19 protein-coding genes are annotated in these 16843 nt (G+C 48.0%); 13 read left to right on the top strand and 6 right to left on the bottom strand.

The genetic code is table 11. The features are described 5' to 3' along the window. On the bottom strand, positions 1 to 153 hold a 153-nt coding region (locus CLV36_RS17635), incomplete at its 3' end, for a transposase (RefSeq protein ID WP_483868525.1). Positions 154 to 419: 266 nt separating this feature from the next. Continuing rightward, on the bottom strand, positions 420 to 1217 hold the full coding sequence (locus tag CLV36_RS06135; RefSeq protein WP_022735812.1) for a DUF4145 domain-containing protein: 798 nt from the start codon (positions 1215 to 1217) through the stop codon (positions 420 to 422). Positions 1218 to 1518: 301 nt separating this feature from the next. On the opposite strand from CLV36_RS06135, the gene CLV36_RS06130 reads away from it, so the two are divergent. From CLV36_RS06130 to CLV36_RS06105, 6 genes are all read left to right on the top strand, one after another. After that, positions 1519 to 2106: a hypothetical protein gene (locus tag CLV36_RS06130; RefSeq protein WP_106342035.1), complete on the top strand. Its 588-nt coding sequence runs from the start codon at positions 1519 to 1521 to the stop codon at positions 2104 to 2106. A 351-nt stretch (positions 2107 to 2457) separates the two neighbouring features. Beyond that, entirely contained in the window at positions 2458 to 3399 is a 942-nt protein-coding gene (gene dnaI / locus CLV36_RS06125) for a primosomal protein DnaI (RefSeq protein ID WP_022735814.1), read from the top strand. Positions 3400 to 3843: 444 nt separating this feature from the next. Further along, positions 3844 to 4458, top strand: coding sequence for a DedA family protein (locus tag CLV36_RS06120; protein WP_022735815.1), 615 nt, complete (start codon positions 3844 to 3846; stop codon positions 4456 to 4458). A gap of 62 nt (positions 4459 to 4520) precedes the next feature. Further along, positions 4521 to 4730, top strand: coding sequence for a hypothetical protein (locus tag CLV36_RS06115; RefSeq protein WP_106342034.1), 210 nt, complete (start codon positions 4521 to 4523; stop codon positions 4728 to 4730). A gap of 88 nt (positions 4731 to 4818) precedes the next feature. Further along, entirely contained in the window at positions 4819 to 5088 is a 270-nt protein-coding gene (locus CLV36_RS06110) for a hypothetical protein (protein ID WP_106342033.1), read from the top strand. Between the two features lie 197 nt (positions 5089 to 5285). Continuing rightward, the gene (locus CLV36_RS06105) at positions 5286 to 6596 is read left to right on the top strand and encodes a DRTGG domain-containing protein (protein ID WP_106342032.1); all 1311 of its coding nucleotides are present in this window, start codon (positions 5286 to 5288) and stop codon (positions 6594 to 6596) included. Positions 6597 to 6638: 42 nt separating this feature from the next. Here the strand turns inward: CLV36_RS06105 and CLV36_RS06100 are convergent, their stop codons facing one another. The 4 genes from CLV36_RS06100 to CLV36_RS06085 all read right to left on the bottom strand — a co-directional run bounded on the left by CLV36_RS06100 (position 6639) and on the right by CLV36_RS06085 (position 8132). Then, the gene (locus CLV36_RS06100; RefSeq protein ID WP_106342031.1) at positions 6639 to 6959 is read right to left on the bottom strand and encodes a YtpI family protein; all 321 of its coding nucleotides are present in this window, start codon (positions 6957 to 6959) and stop codon (positions 6639 to 6641) included. Positions 6960 to 7025: 66 nt separating this feature from the next. Next, positions 7026 to 7214, bottom strand: a complete 189-nt coding sequence (locus CLV36_RS06095; RefSeq protein WP_106342030.1) for a YtzJ family protein — start codon at positions 7212 to 7214, stop codon at positions 7026 to 7028. Positions 7215 to 7261: 47 nt separating this feature from the next. Beyond that, complete coding sequence (locus CLV36_RS06090) at positions 7262 to 7801, bottom strand: sporulation membrane protein YtrI (protein WP_106342029.1); 540 nt, start codon at positions 7799 to 7801, stop codon at positions 7262 to 7264. A 1-nt stretch (position 7802) separates the two neighbouring features. Continuing rightward, positions 7803 to 8132, bottom strand: a complete 330-nt coding sequence (locus CLV36_RS06085) for a YtrH family sporulation protein (RefSeq protein WP_022735822.1) — start codon at positions 8130 to 8132, stop codon at positions 7803 to 7805. A gap of 176 nt (positions 8133 to 8308) precedes the next feature. Here CLV36_RS06085 and CLV36_RS06080 point away from each other — a divergent pair, with 176 nt between their 5' ends. The 7 genes from CLV36_RS06080 (at position 8309) to accD (ending at position 16843) form a co-directional block, all read left to right on the top strand. Then, positions 8309 to 11746, top strand: a complete 3438-nt coding sequence (locus tag CLV36_RS06080) for a DNA polymerase III subunit alpha (protein ID WP_106342044.1) — start codon at positions 8309 to 8311, stop codon at positions 11744 to 11746. A 90-nt stretch (positions 11747 to 11836) separates the two neighbouring features. Then, positions 11837 to 12373: a phosphatidylglycerophosphatase A family protein gene (locus CLV36_RS06075; protein ID WP_029071716.1), complete on the top strand. Its 537-nt coding sequence runs from the start codon at positions 11837 to 11839 to the stop codon at positions 12371 to 12373. Between the two features lie 212 nt (positions 12374 to 12585). Next, entirely contained in the window at positions 12586 to 13047 is a 462-nt protein-coding gene (locus CLV36_RS06070) for a hypothetical protein (RefSeq protein ID WP_022735825.1), read from the top strand. A 382-nt stretch (positions 13048 to 13429) separates the two neighbouring features. Next, the gene (locus tag CLV36_RS06065; protein ID WP_146130600.1) at positions 13430 to 13828 is read left to right on the top strand and encodes a hypothetical protein; all 399 of its coding nucleotides are present in this window, start codon (positions 13430 to 13432) and stop codon (positions 13826 to 13828) included. Positions 13829 to 13999: 171 nt separating this feature from the next. Beyond that, positions 14000 to 15238 (top strand): NADP-dependent malic enzyme, encoded by a 1239-nt coding sequence (ystJ, locus tag CLV36_RS06060; RefSeq protein ID WP_022735828.1) that lies wholly within the window; start codon positions 14000 to 14002, stop codon positions 15236 to 15238. A gap of 15 nt (positions 15239 to 15253) precedes the next feature. Further along, positions 15254 to 15931, top strand: coding sequence for a FadR/GntR family transcriptional regulator (locus CLV36_RS06055; RefSeq protein WP_022735829.1), 678 nt, complete (start codon positions 15254 to 15256; stop codon positions 15929 to 15931). A gap of 69 nt (positions 15932 to 16000) precedes the next feature. After that, complete coding sequence (gene accD / locus CLV36_RS06050) at positions 16001 to 16843, top strand: acetyl-CoA carboxylase, carboxyltransferase subunit beta (protein WP_029071717.1); 843 nt, start codon at positions 16001 to 16003, stop codon at positions 16841 to 16843.

The following is a 16843-nucleotide window of genomic DNA, read 5'->3' as shown; positions in this document are numbered from 1 at the left end:
ATTATCTTGGCAGTATAATTCTTTACATTTCTCAGCAATGAAGGAGAAGTCGATCGTTTCATTAATTTTCCGTAACAAGTGATCTCGTGGAACTAGTTCTTCTATGTTAACCAGTTCTGGTTGATGTTCTTTACTCGGATTTGTTCTAAACATAGAAAAAACTCCTTATAGATTGTTTTTTATTGATTCGACAAAAAAGGCTGCTGACCCTGCCTTTCAAGGCAGTTTGTCAGCAGCCTCTAAGACTGCCCCAGGCAGTCTTTTTTATTGCGTCCAAAAACGTTACTTGCGTTACTTGGGGTTTTTGGACGCAATGAGTGAAAGTATTAAAATCACTTTAAAGACAAACTCAAGAAATATTCAACAAGGAGTCAGAACCGTACTAAGTTTTTGTAAAATAATGATAAAGCCTCGAATGATCAATTCGAGCCCTTCATATCTTCAGGGTTTTGTTTGGTTTTCCTCTCATAGATCTTTTGATTTGGTAATTCATAGATGGTATAAAGAATCAACTCAACCGTTTCTAATGCAGAGCGAATAGTCCTTAAATCATGTTTCTCTATATCATGAGCAGAGGCATTTCCCATTTCTCTTACTTGATGAAGAATATCACGGGCGCTTTCCTGAATGAATCCCCGCTTATGCAACTCATCAATTTTCCATTTAATACTATTAGGTATCGGGTTTCCATCTTTATACGTTTGCAAAGAACCGTCTTCATTTTTTTTATACTCTGGAATCCCTTTTTCCTTACATATGGCTTCAACTAACATCCGAATTCCAGTAGCACACAAGTACAACAAATCTTCTTTATAGGCCTTAATCGCTTCCGAGCGAAGCTCTTTGATATACTCAGGTAAGTGTTTAAACTTAATTTTACTCTCGTAATGGTTATAAGGGATAGGAGCAGATTCTTTCTTAGGTTCTTCAGGATATTTGTAATAATCGTTAGGATCGATGTCTTTTCCGGTTTCCTCTTTTACACGGTGAGCGTATTGCCAATTATCCATATCATTATATATACGTAAAAAACCAATCGTGTCACAACCCTTACATTGGACTACTGCATAAGTAACTTCACCATACACATAATCATCATCCTCGAGTATTTCTTCAACATATTGTACAGGTTCTCCGTTTTTAGTGACAATATGGTGGTTTGTATGTATCTTGCAGGTATGACAGTATTGTTTAGATTGAATATCAAATGAACTCATAATCCAATCTCCTAGCTTGTATTCATATTTTGCTCTTCCATTATACAAACATTTACAAACATTCTTCCATAACAAAAAAACACTCGCGAACTACGCAAGTGGCTTAAACACAAACTTCTGAAACACCGGTAACCGAATCTGCCCTTTCTTCGTCCATCCCCTCGAAACGATCAGATGAGATTGTTTCTAGAAAGGATTTGCTTTCCGATTAGCGGCTACGGTGGTTGTTGGATTTTCCACTTATAGGTAGTCGCCGTTTTTAATGTATACTTTAATTGAGTGCGTGAAAGGGGTACATGTAATGAAAAAGCCGTTACGCGATTACGAAGCGTTCTTAATGGGATTAAAACCGGCACTATTTGATAGTTCCAATTGTGTTACATTTCAAAAAGCATCTCATCTATACAAACACTACCCATGTGTCACAGAAGGTATTCATTTACACGAAGAAGCTGATTTTTTCCTTTTCTTTCAAACTGAACAAATGAAAGAAGAATTTTTAATGAAGCTGGCTACTGTAAACCATCTTTCACCCGAATTCCACGAGTTATTAGGCATTACTTTAGGTTACCCACCACTAGCGGCGAAATATTTTGCTGAGTGTCGCCGATTAGAAGAAGTGGAAAAGCGCATAAACGAATACGAGGAACTGTTTAAACACAAAGTATCTTTCATCTATTCTGGTATCAGATGTAATGGACACGTGAATGACTTAGTAGAAAATAGCGTTTGGTTGTGGGAGCGGTACTACTTCGAGGATGAACCGTTTAAAATCGGAATGATTGAGGATAACATTGTGAGGTTTTATAAAGTGAAGCCATATGACTTCAATGAGTTGGAACAAGTGAAGAAACGGAAACTAGACCTGATTTCAAAAGATCAAACGTAGGATTGAGTAAGCACAATGTGCTTTATTTTTTTGTCATGTGCTAGTTGATTGCTCTAAAAAAGTGATTTACGTTGTAGGGAGTTACGCTAGAATTTTCATAGACTGATAGGATAGATGGTGAGTTAGAATGGAGTAAAGACTCAGGTTGAATGATAGATTTATACAAATTAGAAGAAAACCTTGGCGAATAGATAGCGGAGGAGGCAAAATGCGGCAAATGTTCGCTGATGCTTCCTCGTTGCTTTTGTGATAAGATAAGTCTTGCTTATCATCTGGATAAAACAATGACATCGTGCGTCTGTTTATACATTTCATGTAGGATAATCGGGAACGAGGGGAGGAAGCTAAGCGTTGAAAAAGGCAGGCAACGTGATTTCCTCAAAGATGAAAGAGCGGATTGACCCAAGCAAAATAGAAAAACAATTAAGCACGCTACTGAAACATCCGCTGGTGGTTAAGTATATGGTTGAAAATGATGTTCCCCAGTCATCTTTAAAAAACTCCTATTCCCAGCTTAGCCAATTTGTACAGGAAAATGAGAATTGCAAGCATTGCTTCAGTCTGAACGCATGCCCGAACTTGATCAAAGGGCACTATCCTTCCTTGCGGGAGTATGGAGGATATGTGGAATTGGCCATGCATGAGTGCAGCAAATTGAAGGCCAAGAAAGAGGAAGAATGGCGCAAGAGTTTGATTCAATGCCATGACATCTCTTTGGATGTGCAGAATGCGACATTTGAAGCGATCGAATTGGACAGTGGCCGGGCCAAGGCGCTTGACGTGGCGCTGGAGTTCTGTTTGAAAGTGGCCAATGGGCAACCCACCAAAGGGATTTACTTGTGGGGACCGTTTGGGACGGGCAAAAGCTACATCGCTAGTGCCATATTAAACACCCTTGCCGAACACGGCATTTCGTCGCTGATGGTGCATATGTCCGCGCTTGCTTCGGAGATGAGGGACGCGGTCGCCAATAATAAAGCTTCGGTCAACAGTAAGCTTGAAGCGTTGAGCAGTGTGCCCATTTTGGTCATGGATGATATCGGCGTGGAAAACTTAACCCCTTGGTTGAGGGATGGGGTGCTGTCGGTGGTGCTTCACAGCAGAGCGTCCAATCAGCTTCCCACGATCTACACATCTAATCTCACATTGGACGAGCTGGAGGAGTGGCTTTGCTACACCCAGGTAAACGGATATGACCAGCATGAACCGTTGAAAGGGAAACGGATCATGGAAAGAATTCGGCCGTATGTGATTCCGGTTGAGGTAAAAGGGAGAAATAGAAGGTATTCTTGATGACCAATATCTAAATGATATTGGTTTTTTATTAAGTGATTATGGCTGGAAATTGACAGAATAATAAAAACGGGGTGCGGGGAGGGGATGCACTTTACTTGCCCCGCACTTACGAAATTGGCCGGCTGGAGCCCGCTTTGCATCTACCTGAAAAAGGATTTGTGAATATGTTTTGAGCATGGCGGATTCCATGACAAAAATGATCCGATTCTTGTTACAATGAGAAAATGACATCGAGGTAATGGGGGATGAATCACGAGCCAAATCATTTGTAAGCCTGTGTCAAAAATATCGCGTTTCGCGCCAAAGGGCCGCTAACGCCCTGCGACGTACCAGGAGCCGGGAACAGGAAGCGGCTTAACACCAACATCGACATATATGAGCTAATGCGAATGCTTGTGGGCATTCAACAAAGGAAGAATTGAGCAACTGGAGGGGATCAATGTGGAAAGCTGGATTACAGATTTCATGGAAGAGTTTGGTTATTTAGGGATTTTCTTGATGATTGCGCTAGAGAACCTCTTCCCGCCGATTCCATCGGAAATCGTGTTGTCGTTTGGCGGATTTATGACGACGCAATCTGATTTGACGGTTACGGGTGTGGTGATTGCTTCGACGCTAGGAGCTGTGGTCGGAGCGATTGCCCTGTTCTATATCGGTCGGTTGCTGGATGTGGAGCGGTTAGAACGCATCGTTGAGCGTTGGGGGCATCTCTTGAGAACCGATAAAGAGGACATACATAAAGCGAATGCTTGGTTTCACCGTTATGGTATCTGGACTGTGTTTTTCTGCCGGATGGTTCCGATCGTGCGCAGCTTGATTTCGATTCCGGCGGGGATGGCGAAAATGAATTTTCCGTTGTTCCTGTTGTTCACTGCTGTCGGATCGTTGATTTGGAACATGGTTCTGGTAAATCTGGGTGCAGCCCTTGGCGCTTCTTGGTCCAAGGTGCTGGAATATATGAGCGTCTACCAAGATATTGTCATTGTCATCGTTGGCGCACTGCTGATTGTGGGTGCAGTGTGGTTCTTCCGCCGCAACCGTTCCCAAAAAGCATAAGGTTTTCGTTTACGGGTTTCTGTAGCGCCCGGTTTGGGAAAAAGTTGTGAGGGGTGCGTATGATGTGGCTGGTGTCTGGCGTCATCCTGATGATCGTGGGTTTGACCATGGCTGTGTACAACCTGACCGTCGTTTATACGAGAGAGGGCGTTAACCGGGTCTGGAAACGATGGATGTTTTTGTTTTTGGAGACGGCGTCGTTTCGGGGGATCGGCGGTTGGGGAATATGGTTGATGTTTTTTGGAATCATCTTCGCATTTGTGTTAGGCTAAAACCCCAGCGGCGGCCGCTGGAGCGCTTTTTTCGCACATGAAGCGTCCAACCCTTTCATAAATATAGTGAGTAGAAGGGGTGACGACGATGCGACAACGGGGTATTTATTTGTTGTGCGGGGCGGCTTGCTTCTGCCTGGGGCTGGCCAAGCTCCCCCTCCAACTTCAAGCTAGGCTCTCTTCGCTGTTTGTGGTGGTATGGTTGACGGTGATGGGTTTGTTCTTGATCGCCAATTTGAACGACCTGATGCGGCAGGTTCGCATCCGACAGCGGAGAAAAGAGGCGGAGCGCAGACGGCAGTGGTTGGAAGCGGAACAACGGTGGAGACGGCGGCAGCGGTTGACGGTCCACCATTGATCGTTGCACAGAAGGCCGGCGGGACTTAAACCTTTTAAAGCGCTGGCTTTGTAGTCTCATTTTGTAAAAACAAGCCAAAGAACCCGGTGCAGGGATCTTTGGCTTGTTTTTCTATTAAGGCCAGAGATAGGTTTTGTACGGAAATTATTGTAATATGAAAATGAAGTGGACAATCAGAGTAGATGGGAGGAAAGCCATTGTCAACGAAGCACGAGCAGATTTTGCAGTATATCGAAAAATTGGAGATCGGCCACAAAATATCTGTTCGACAAATCGCGCGGGATTTGAATGTGAGCGACGGCACCGCTTATCGTGCGATCAAAGAGGCTGAAGCGCAAGGACTTGTTCACACAATTGAGCGCGTGGGCACGGTCAGGGTGGAGAAAAAGCAACGCTCGGATATTGAACGACTCACTTTTGCTGAAGTGGTCAACATTGTGGATGGGACGGTGTTGGGCGGGAAGGCAGGATTGCATAAAACGCTAAACCGTTTTGTCATCGGGGCCATGAAGCTGGAAGCCATGATGAGATACATAGAACCGGGAAACCTGTTGATTGTCGGAAATCGGGACAATGTGCATCGGATCGCTTTGGAGAATGAGGCAGCGGTCTTGATCACAGGTGGGTTTGACACGACGCCAAATGTGAAGAAGTTGGCCAATGAGTTGGAACTGCCCGTGATCTCCAGCAGTTATGACAGCTTTACTGTCGCTTCCATGATCAACCGGGCGATTTATGATCGGCTGATTAAAAAAGAGATTTTGATGGTGGAGGACGTGTTGCCTAAGAACCACCAGCCTTACTATTTGCACCACAATGACACGATCGCCCGCTTTCACCAGTTTGTGCGGGAAACGGCGCACAGCCGCTATCCGGTGGTGGATGACCATGGTCGGGTGGTGGGGATGGTGACGGCCAAAGATGTGATGGGGTATGAGCCGCAAGATCCCATCGAGCGGGCGATGACCAAAAATCCGATCATGGCGACAACCAAAACGTCATTGGCTTCGGCTGCGCATGAGATGGTGTGGGAAGGCATCGAGCTGTTGCCCGTCGTAAATGACCATCGTAAGCTGATTGGGGTGATCAGCCGACAAGATGTGATCAAATCCTTGCAATACATGCAGAAACAGCCGCAGATCGGGGAAACGATTCAAGAGTTGAGTTTTCGCGGCTTTCATGAAGTGGAAAAATCGGGACAGACGCTGTTCCGTGGCCGGATTACCCCGCAGATGACAGATGCTTTAGGTCGGCTCAGCACAGGGGTGTGCACAACGCTGATCACCGAAACGGCGATGCGGATGTTGCGTCGGCAACGGCGTGGGGATTTGGCGATTCAGAACTTTACCCTATACTTTTTAAAGCCGATTCAGATTGATACGGTTGTGGACATTTCACCGCGCATTCTTGACTTGGGAAGAAAGCAGGCCAAAATGGATGTGGAGATGATGATCGACAATCAAGTGGTGGCCAAGGCGTTGGTTACTGCTTACACCATGGAGCGCTGACAACATGAGAAAAGCCGGTGACATTATCGTCACCGGCTTTTCTCATGAAACCGGGGAAGTGCGATCTTGATGCTGTTTCACTTGATTGCTGTAAAAGCGATGGTGCTTAAATCCGTAATAAAGATTAAATAGGCCCACAGCGAGGATCAAACCGATGAAAAACAGGCGCAACACTGAATCGCTCGGCATCAGAAATTGCAATGACCCGATTGCCAAGAACATCAGCCCCATAAACATGTTCATTCGCGCTTGGTAGATCCGTTTGGGCAGGCCGTCCGTTCTGCGTGCCAGCATGCTGTTGAAGAAAGTGCCGAAGACGGTGACGCAGATGACGGAAACCAAGATAATGCCAATGGCTTGCATGTTTATAAAAACCTCCAGGAAATAAGCGCCTCGATCAAATGATGGAGGCGCTCAAAAATACGTGAATTACGATTTAGATTGTTCCGGGATGAACCAACATCCGTGTTCAGTGCGGTCAATATGCACGTGAAGGTCCAACTTTTCCAATTCTTTTTCAATGAACTCTGCAACTTCTTGTGTTTCCGCAAAGGCGGAATATCCGTTTTTCAGCTTTTCCAATTTGGCGCGGGCCATTTCTTTGCGATTGATGATCATGGTGGTTCCCCCTTCCCTTCGTCGTGTCGAGTAGTAATTGCATACAACTATTTTACTATATCAGATACATCATCACTAGAGACGTCTTTTGTTTGAACCCAGATTTTTAATGTTTCGTCATAAAAAGACACATATTTCAGGTGTACTTCTACTTTTAATTTTTGTGCTTCATCTATCACTATTTGTTCTTTCTCCAAAATTAATTCGATCAGGTCAGGATTGTTGCTGATCCATTGCATCGATTTGCCGAGAAAGGGAGTCAGTTTTTTCTCAAGCTGTTCTTTTACCAAATCGATAATCACGGATTGTTCACTGTCCACTTCTACGATGATTTTTTGGATGCGATCCTTGTTTTCCTGGTGTCGCTCTCCTTTGCGGGCCAACCGCAATGTCTCTTCCTGCAACTTCAGGATTTCTTTGTACTTTTGGTTGTTGGCGTAATACAGAGCGTTGCGCTCTGATAGTAGGCCGTCGATTTTTTGGCCGTATAGGAGAAGAAACAAGCCGTTGCCGAAAAGAAAGCCCAGCAGGAGCATCACCCATGCACGCCGGTTTTTTTTCAAGCCGGCAATGACGCCGCGCACCATGTCAGTATTCCCCTTGGATCATCCAGCGAATCAGGACGGTGCCGGTGTGGGCGCCCAAAAACGCGCTGATGATAAAGCACAATTGTTGCAGGGCGAGATTGATCTGACCGCCTAAAATGGTGATTTCAATGTTTTTGATCATGTCAAATGTGCCGCCGATGGCCGCTACCATTGCCCATATCTTTAATTGTTCTGCGAGGCGTAGCATTTTAAACATCGGATAGTCGTCGGCGAGAAATGCTCCCACACCGCCTAGCATCACACCGCCCAATACTACGCCGAGCGCGATCAGGAAATCGAGGATGACCGTTGTCCAAAATTGTTGTCCCATAGCCGATAACCGCCTTTGTCTAGCAAAAGTGTGATTTTGGTAAATAATTACTGATTTTCCTAAAGAATATGAAGGAGCGAGAGCAATTATGTGGACAATGGGTAGGGGGAAAGGATGTTCGGACAAGCCGGTTTCGTTATAATAAGAGGGAAAGAGGAGGGGTCGGCGTGGATCGGTTGAAAGACTTTGTTCATCTTCATGTGCATACGGAATTTAGTTTGCTGGACGGGGCCAGCCGGATCGAAGAGCTGGTGCGAACCGCCAAACAACTGGGAATGAAGGCGCTCGCCATCACAGATCATGGCGCGATGCACGGCGTGGTGCCTTTCTATAAAGCGTGTCAGGAAGCGGGCATCAAGCCCATCATCGGTTGTGAAATGTATCTGACAGCAGGGTCGCTCCATGATAAGCGGCCGCTCAGGGAGCAAAAGAATTACCATCTGTTGCTGATTGCCGAAACGGATGTAGGGTATCGAAATTTGCTGCGTTTGACAAGCGAGGCCCATCTGCGGGGGTTCCATTATAAGCCCCGTATTGACAAAGCGCTGTTGCGCCAATACCGGCAAGGGCTGATCGCTACCAGTTCGTGCTTGGGAGGGGAGATTCCGCAGGCGATTTTGGCGGGAGATTTGGCGGAAGCGAAACGATTGGTAATGGAGTATTTAGACATCTTTGGACCGGATCATTTCTTTTTTGAATTGCAAGACCATCAGCTTCCGGAACAAGAACGGGTAAACCGCCAGCTGATTTCTTGGTCAAAAGAGCTGGGAGTGAAGCTGATTGCGACCAATGACGTGCATTATACACACCAAGGTGATCATGAAGTGCATGATTGCCTCCTTTGCATCCAGACTGGCAGCAAGTTGGCCGATGAAGAGCGGTTGCGTTTTCCGACCAAAGAATATTATCTGAAATCGGCGGAAGAGATGCGTCGGTGCTTCGGACATGTACCCGAGGCTTTGCATCACACGGTGGATATCGCCGAACGTTGCCAGGTCGAGATCCCTTTGGGGGGCCGCCTGTTGCCCAAATTTCCCTTGCCGGAAGGTGTGGAGGCTGCCGCTTATTTGCGGGAGCTTTGCTGCCAGGGGGCGATTGAGCGGTTTGGCCAGTTGACCCCCGAGGTGGTTGAGCGGTTGGACTATGAATTGTCGGTCATCGACCGGATGGGCTTTAATGATTATTTTCTGGTGGTGTGGGATTTTGTCCGGTTCGCCCATGAGCGGGGGATCGCAGTGGGACCGGGGCGAGGTTCGGCGGCGGGGAGTTTGGTGTCCTATGTCCTTCGCATCACCGATATCGACCCGCTGAAGTATCGGCTCTTTTTTGAACGGTTTCTCAATCCCGAGCGGATCAGCATGCCGGATATCGACATCGATTTCAACTATGAACGCCGCGATGAAGTGATCCGGTATGTGGTGAACAAGTATGGGGCAGAGCGGGTAGCGCAGATCATCACCTTTGGGACGATGGCGCCGCGGGCCGCAGTGCGGGATGTGGGCCGGGTGATGGGATTGCCTTACAGAGAAGTGGATCGCGCGGCCAAGCTGATTCCAGGCAGTCCCGGCATGACCTTGGCCAAAGCGTTTCAGCAGGAGCCCGCTTTGAAGGAATTGATGAAGAATCCGGCAACGGCGCAACTGATGCGGACGGTAGCCAAGATCGAGGGGATGCCCCGGCATGCTTCCACCCATGCCGCGGGAGTGGTTATCGCTAGCACACCCCTGACCGATCATGTGCCGCTCCAGGCGGGAAACGACGGAATTCCATTGACTCAGTACCCGATGGAGGTGCTGGAGGATATCGGCTTGCTGAAGGTGGATTTTTTAGGTTTGCGCAACTTGACGGTGATCGAGAAGACGCGTGAGTTGGTGAGGGAAAATTCCGGGACCATCGTTTCATTTGACGGCGCTCGCTTCGATGATCCGGCGACGTACAAGCTGTTGTCCAAAGGGGACACCACCGGGGTGTTCCAAATGGAATCGCCGGGCATGCGCAAGGTGCTCAAAGAGTTGAAGCCGACGCATTTTGAAGATATCATCGCTGTTTTGGCTTTGTACCGCCCGGGGCCGATGGAGCAGATTCCGCGATATATCCGAGCAAAACACGGGTTGGAAAAAGTGACGTATCCCCACCCCGATCTGGAAGAGATTCTGGAAAACACGTACGGGATTATCGTGTATCAGGAGCAAATCATGCAAATAGCGGCCAAAATGGCTGGCTTTTCCCTTGGGCAGGCTGATTTATTGCGGCGCGCGGTCGGGAAAAAGAAGAAGGAACTTTTGCATGAACAACGAAACGCTTTTGTAGGAGGCTGTGTGGACAAGGGATATGACGAACAGACGGGGCATGAGATTTATGATTTGATCGTGCGATTTGCCGATTACGGTTTTAACCGTAGCCATTCGGCCGCATATGGAGTGTTGGCTTATCAGACGGCTTATTTGAAGGCTAATCACCCGGTCGAGTTTATGGCAGCATTGATGACATCGGTGATGGGGAGCCAAGGCAAATTGGCGGAGTACATCGAGGAAGCCCGCCGGATGGGGATCGCTGTTTTGCCGCCCGATGTGCAGCGAAGTGAAGAAGCCTTTTCGGTGGAAGGGAAAGCGATTCGGTTTGGCTTGGCGGCCATCAAAAATGTTGGCACCTTGGCCATTCGGGAGTTGATCAAAGGGCGGCAAGTACGCCCATTTGAAAACTTGGCCGATCTGTGCGCTAGGGTGGATTTGCGGGTGTGCAACAGGCGCGTATTGGAGTCGTTGATTGAGTGCGGAGCCTGCGATTCTCTGCCAGGTAGCCGCTCGCAAAACTTGTATTTGCTGGACGAAGTGCTGGAATGGGTTGCGGCAAACCGAACGCGTTCAGGCAAACAGCAGTTGAGCTTGGGCTTGGCCGATGAAGCGTTTGATTTTGCGCGTTTGTTGGAAGAGGCGCCATCCGCTTCGCTGACAGAACGCGACCAGTTGGATCGTGAACGGGAATTATTGGGCTTATTTTTATCCGGTCATCCGCTTGACCAGTACGCTCCGGTGATCCAAGAGCGGGCCACGCACCGTTTGCATGCCTTGATGGGATGCCGGGACCGGGAAGAGGTCAAAGTGGGCGCTTGGATCACGGATGTCAAACCGATTCAGACCAAAAAAGGTGAACCGATGGCCTTTGTCCAGATTGAGGATCGTGGCGGCACTTGTGAAGTAGTGGTGTTCCCCAAAGTGTTCCGCACTGCTCGCACGTTGTTGCAACCGGAACAACCGGTGTTCATCCGCGCGAAAGTGCAACTGCAAGATGAAGGCGTGAAACTCATCGCTGATGAAGTGGCCGACCTGTCCCGTGTCGCGTTCGCATCCCGTCCCGCGCCGCCTTCGGTCGGTCCGGCGCAGAAGGTGTATATCCGCATTCCCCCCCAGCGGGAGACCGAGGAGCGGCTCCGGCGCTTGCAAGAGGTGCTGAAGTTACACAGGGGGGAGACGCCCGTTTACCTTTATTATGAACGGACCAAGAAAGTGCTAGCGCTTTCCGAAGAACGGTACGCGATCACACCGACTCCTGCATGTCGCCAACAAGTGGAAGTGATCATGGGAGCAAACAGTTTTCGCGTCACTCAAAAGTGACATACCTGCTGGCGGGGTGGCATATCTTTTAAGACTCAGCTCTTTTCGGCACCGACCTGAACGAGTCGATATCCAAAGAAGGTGAGAACCATATTCTACGATCATGTCATTAAGCTGCTCAATGAGCGCGGTGTGACCATTGAAGGAATTTCCCATATTGTGTACCAGTTGCAGGCGCCTTACAATAAAAATCTGACTTTGGAAGAATGCGTGAACAACGTGCATGCGGTCTTGCGCAAGCGCGAGGTGCAACATGCTGTCATCACAGGGGTGTCCCTGGATGTGCTGGCGGAGAAGAAGCTGTTGCCGGAACCGTTCCAGCGCATCATGGAAGCGGATGAACCATTGTACGGGATCGATGAGATTCTCGCGCTGAGCATTACCAACGTATATGGGACGATTGGTTTGACCAGTTTTGGTTACTTGGATAAAAACAAAATTGGTCTGATGAAAAAATTGAACAATCACGACGAGCAGATCCATGTTTTTCTGGATGATCTCGTTGCAGGCATCGCGGCGGCCGCGTCTGCTCGTATCGCGCACCAGAACCCGGATGTGCGCCGCTATGTGGCTGACCGCGCAAGCGAGATGGGCCCGCTGGGGAAGCTAGAAACACCGGATGCTTAAACGGAGTAGATGGTTGATAGTGCGGTGTCTCCCCAATGGGCAAGTAACCCACGCCCAGGTAAGACTTCCGGCGTGGGCTTTTTTTATGTGAAAACAGTGAATGATGGTTCGTTTTTTCATGAGTTAAGATTATAATAAAATTGTGATAAAAATTTGGTATATTTCTATTATTTCCATTTAACATGAAAATATTGTCAAGGAGCGAGCTGGGTATGAGAAGCGCATTGAAATGGTTGATTTCCAACCATGCCAAACGAAACATTGTGGATCCCATTACCAATCAGGAAATAGCCGTTTCGGGATTGGAAGACGGGAATATTCTCATCGACATGGGAACAACTTCGGCGCTCTGTGAAGATCGTGAAGAGGCGATGCGCCACTTGGAGCCGATCTATGACCGGTTTCGGTCAGACATGCCCTATTATCTGGAAAAAATCGTGAAATCTGATGCCCAATGGCGCTTTTTTGATGTTACCTTTGCGATGGATATCATTGTTCGGTTGGATGAAACGGGCCGGGGATGGCAGGTGTGGATGGGAGAAGATCTCAGCTTGCGGTCTGCTGATCCGGAAGAATTGCTAGCTTATTTGCGTGGACTGGTCTTGGAATTGAACACCGAACGGGAAATCGAGTTGCAACAAATGCATAGGCAAGCTGTGGGCATATTTCAATAGAAGGGCGTAAGCCCTTTTTTTCTGTGGTGAAGCGTGAGAAAGGGGGAGGTCGCTTGTTGGCGTTTTTGTACCAATGTTTGGTGCTTGTAGGATTCCTTTTATTTCTTTTTATTGCTGTGATCATGGCCAGAATCGGTGCCGGAAAAAAGGGAAATCGACAACAAAAAAGAACAAGAAAATAAAATTATGTAAGATTAATAGAGAAAACACGAAGATTAATAATGAAAATAAGAGGATTATTAAGGAATTGGTAAGTTTGTGCTATTGGTTAATTGATATATATAAATGTAAAATTATAGATGGTGCCAGCCTGTTGTCGAAGCGGCTGCGCCACGACAGCATAGGGCGGCATAGTTTTCAAAGAGTAAGGGGAAATGGGATGATGGAGTTACAATGGGGAAAAAAGTACCGTGTTTCCGCTTTTCTCTTATGCTTGATGGGGGTGCTGTTGAGCGCTTGCGCGAATAAATCGGTAAGTGGGCAATTGTCGGGGAAAAGCAAACATTGGGAAGTGGCATTGGCTTATCAGTATCACGATGATAGCGACGGTTCAGAAAAGGTTACGGTGAAATACTTAGGCAAAGATGTGTTAGTGGTGGGGAATGTGTTGGTCATGGTTAAAGACAGCAACAACACTACCAATCAGCAAAATGTCATGTTGGATGAAAAGGGAACCGCTATCATTGAAAGCGTCGTGCAGCCAAATGCTAATCCCGAAAAGAAAAATGTGCAAGTAGAATTGCAATGGAACGGTTTTAAGGAAGTCGTTTCCTTAAAATAATAAACGTACCAGACAAGCGAAAAAGTGTGTTAAACGGCTACTGGAGGGGAAAACAGTAGCCTTTTTCTATTAGGCGCGCCTGGTCGTCCGTTTTCTCCTGGTTACAGTTTTGATATAATGTGATTTACCGGTGGTCAGACCACCAAGCGTGTAAAAAAGGAGCGAGATGTTTTGTCTACAATACGGGATGAAGCACTGAAATTGCATCAGGAGATGCAAGGAAAGTTAGCAGTGCATTCCAAAGTGCCGGTGCATGACGCACATGATTTGAGCCTTGCATATTCACCAGGCGTGGCCGAACCTTGTCGCGATATTTACGATGATCAAGAGAAAATCTATGATTACACGATGAAGGGGAATTTGGTAGCCGTTGTGTCCGACGGAACCGCCGTGCTGGGCTTGGGCAACATCGGTCCGCATGCGGCCATGCCGGTTATGGAAGGGAAAGCGGTGTTGTTTAAAGAGTTTGCAGGAGTGGATGCTTTTCCCATCTGCTTGGATACGGTGGATGTCGATAAAATCGTAGACACGGTGAAGTTGATGGCGCCCACATTCGGCGGGATCAATCTGGAAGATATCGCCGCTCCCAACTGTTTCCTGATCGAAGAGCGCTTGAAGCAGGAGTTGGACATTCCTGTTTTTCATGATGATCAGCACGGCACCGCCATTGTGACCTTGGCAGGCATGATCAACGCCTTAAAAGTGGTGGGCAAGCGGATGGATGAGATCCGTGTCGTCACCAATGGGGCGGGAGCTGCCGGTATCGCCATCATCAAGTTGTTGCTGTCGCTTGGAGTAAAAGACGTGATTATGTGCGATAGTAAAGGGGCGATCTATGAAGGAAGGCCGTTTGGGATGAATCCGATTAAGGAACAGATCGCCAAAGCGACGAACCGTGAGAAACGCCAAGGTGAATTGGAAGAAGTGATCACAGGCGCGGATGTGTTTATCGGCGTGTCGGTGGCCGGCGCGGTAACACCAGCCATGGTTCGCTCCATGAACAAAGATGCTATCATTTTTGCCATGGCTAATCCCACTCCGGAAATCATGCCAGAAGAGGCCATGCGGGCCGGGGCGAAAGTGATCGGAACCGGCCGATCTGATTATCCAAACCAAGTGAACAATGTGCTCGCCTTTCCGGGCATTTTCCGTGGCGCGTTGGACGTTCGGGCGAAAGCGATTACCGAAGAGATGAAAATAGCGGCCGCGTATGCGATCGCAGGCTTGATCCAGGAACATGAATTGCGTCCTGATTATGTGATCCCTTCGCCTTTTGACAAGAGGGTTGCTGCCGTTGTCGCCAGAGAGGTGGCGCGGGTGGCGATGGAGACAGGTCAAGCGCGCATCCATATAGATCCGCAAGAAGTATATGCAAAAACACTCAGCTTATCTGCAACAACGGTACGATAAGGGTGATAAGAAGACGTGGCAAGCGCGGAAACGAGTTACAGCAAATTCAAAGTAATATTGGAACGAATCCATGACATCATTGAAGAAGACGGATTGCGCCCCGGAGACCGGCTGCCTTCGGAACGGGAATTGTCCGAACGGTTGGGAGCGGGTCGTTCATCCGTCCGTGAAGTTCTCAGATCCTTGGAACTGTTGGGCTTGATCAGCACCAGAAGAGGCGAAGGCACTTATTTGGAACCTTATTATGCTCATCATATGGTTGATCTTCTGGCGCGCTTTATCTTGCAAGATGACAAGTCCAAACAGGGCTTGTTGGAGATGAGGGAACTGCTCGAGTTGGGCGCTATTCGATTGGCGTTCAGCAAACGGGTTGAACAAGAGGTCGCTTCGTTGGAAAAGCTGTTGGCTGAGATGAAAGCGGCCGTAGAGCAAAATGCCAACCCCTCCGCGCATATCGAACAGTTTCACAAGCGGATCATCCAGATGGCAGACAATTATTTGTTAAAACGCATCTGGGTGCCGATCACGAAATTTATCCAAGCCGTCGTGCCAGAGGACTGGGAATTGGACGAGGCCTGTTGGCGCCGGTTGTTGCCAAAATACGAACAATTGATTGAGGCCCTCAAAGAGCGTCGCCAAGCGCAAGCCTCTTTGTTATTGGTAGAAATATTGGACATGATCGCATATAACTGATCGGTCAACAATGGTATGATATTCATATCGGACAGCAAAAAATTTAAAGGACTCAGATGAGGTGTTATCGTGTTACGTGATTTGTTCAGAAAACCGAAGAAGTATGCAACGATCCCTTCTGAGCAAGTGAAGAAAGACATCCCCGAAGGGATTATGCAGAAGTGCCCTAAGTGCGGAACCATTTTGATCACAAAAGAGCTGGAGAAAAATTTAAAGGTGTGCAAAGCGTGTGGGCACCATCTCCCCATGAGCGCACCCGAGCGTTTGCAATCGTTGGTTGATAATGGTGAATACCACGAATACGATCAAGAGCTCATCTCCAAAGACCCGCTAGCATTTCCGGATTACGTCAAAAAGGTACAAGCCGACATGAACAAGACTAAGCTGAATGAAGCGGTCGTGACGGCGGAAGGCAAAATCGGCGGATACCCTGCCATCATCGGGGTGATGGATTCCCGATTCCGCATGGGGAGCATGGGTTCGGTGGTAGGTGAGAAGATCGCCCGGGCGGCAGAACGGGCAGCGGCCAAGAGAATTCCATTTATTTTGTTCTGCGCATCGGGTGGGGCACGTATGCAAGAAGGCGTACTGTCGTTGATGCAAATGGCTAAGACCAGCGCCGCGTTGGAAAAAATGCATCGTGAGAAAGTATTGTTTGTGTCAGTGCTGACCAATCCGACCACAGGTGGCGTATCGGCCAGTTTTGCATCGCTGGGCGACATCAATATCGCCGAGCCGGGAGCGTTGATCGGCTTTGCGGGGCGCCGCGTGATTGAGCAGACGGTTAGGCAAAAACTGCCGGATGATTTTCAAACGGCTGAATTCCTGTTGAAGCATGGGCAGTTGGACATGGTCGTCCCCCGGGGGGAATTGCGTGACACTCTTATCAAAATCTTGGAGTTTCACGCGTAA

Source organism: Laceyella sediminis (assembly GCF_003003125.1).
Lineage (GTDB): Bacteria > Bacillota > Bacilli > Thermoactinomycetales > Thermoactinomycetaceae > Laceyella > Laceyella tengchongensis.
The sequence above is the reverse complement of the archived record's forward strand: the minus strand, read 5'-3'. Positions and strand labels throughout refer to the sequence as shown.

Excerpts from the sequence above, each read along its gene's own strand:
- CLV36_RS06135 (WP_022735812.1), bottom strand. The coding sequence starts at position 1,217 with ATGAGTTCATTTGATATTCAATCTAAACAATACTGTCATACCTGCAAG.
- CLV36_RS06130 (WP_106342035.1), top strand. The coding sequence starts at position 1,519 with ATGAAAAAGCCGTTACGCGATTACGAAGCGTTCTTAATGGGATTAAAA.
- CLV36_RS06115 (WP_106342034.1), top strand. The coding sequence starts at position 4,521 with ATGTGGCTGGTGTCTGGCGTCATCCTGATGATCGTGGGTTTGACCATG.
- CLV36_RS06110 (WP_106342033.1), top strand. The coding sequence starts at position 4,819 with ATGCGACAACGGGGTATTTATTTGTTGTGCGGGGCGGCTTGCTTCTGC.
- CLV36_RS06100 (WP_106342031.1), bottom strand. The coding sequence starts at position 6,959 with ATGCAAGCCATTGGCATTATCTTGGTTTCCGTCATCTGCGTCACCGTC.
- CLV36_RS06095 (WP_106342030.1), bottom strand. The coding sequence starts at position 7,214 with ATGATCATCAATCGCAAAGAAATGGCCCGCGCCAAATTGGAAAAGCTG.
- CLV36_RS06090 (WP_106342029.1), bottom strand. The coding sequence starts at position 7,801 with ATGGTGCGCGGCGTCATTGCCGGCTTGAAAAAAAACCGGCGTGCATGG.
- CLV36_RS06085 (WP_022735822.1), bottom strand. The coding sequence starts at position 8,132 with ATGGGACAACAATTTTGGACAACGGTCATCCTCGATTTCCTGATCGCG.
- CLV36_RS06070 (WP_022735825.1), top strand. The coding sequence starts at position 12,586 with ATGAGAAGCGCATTGAAATGGTTGATTTCCAACCATGCCAAACGAAAC.
- CLV36_RS06065 (WP_146130600.1), top strand. The coding sequence starts at position 13,430 with ATGGAGTTACAATGGGGAAAAAAGTACCGTGTTTCCGCTTTTCTCTTA.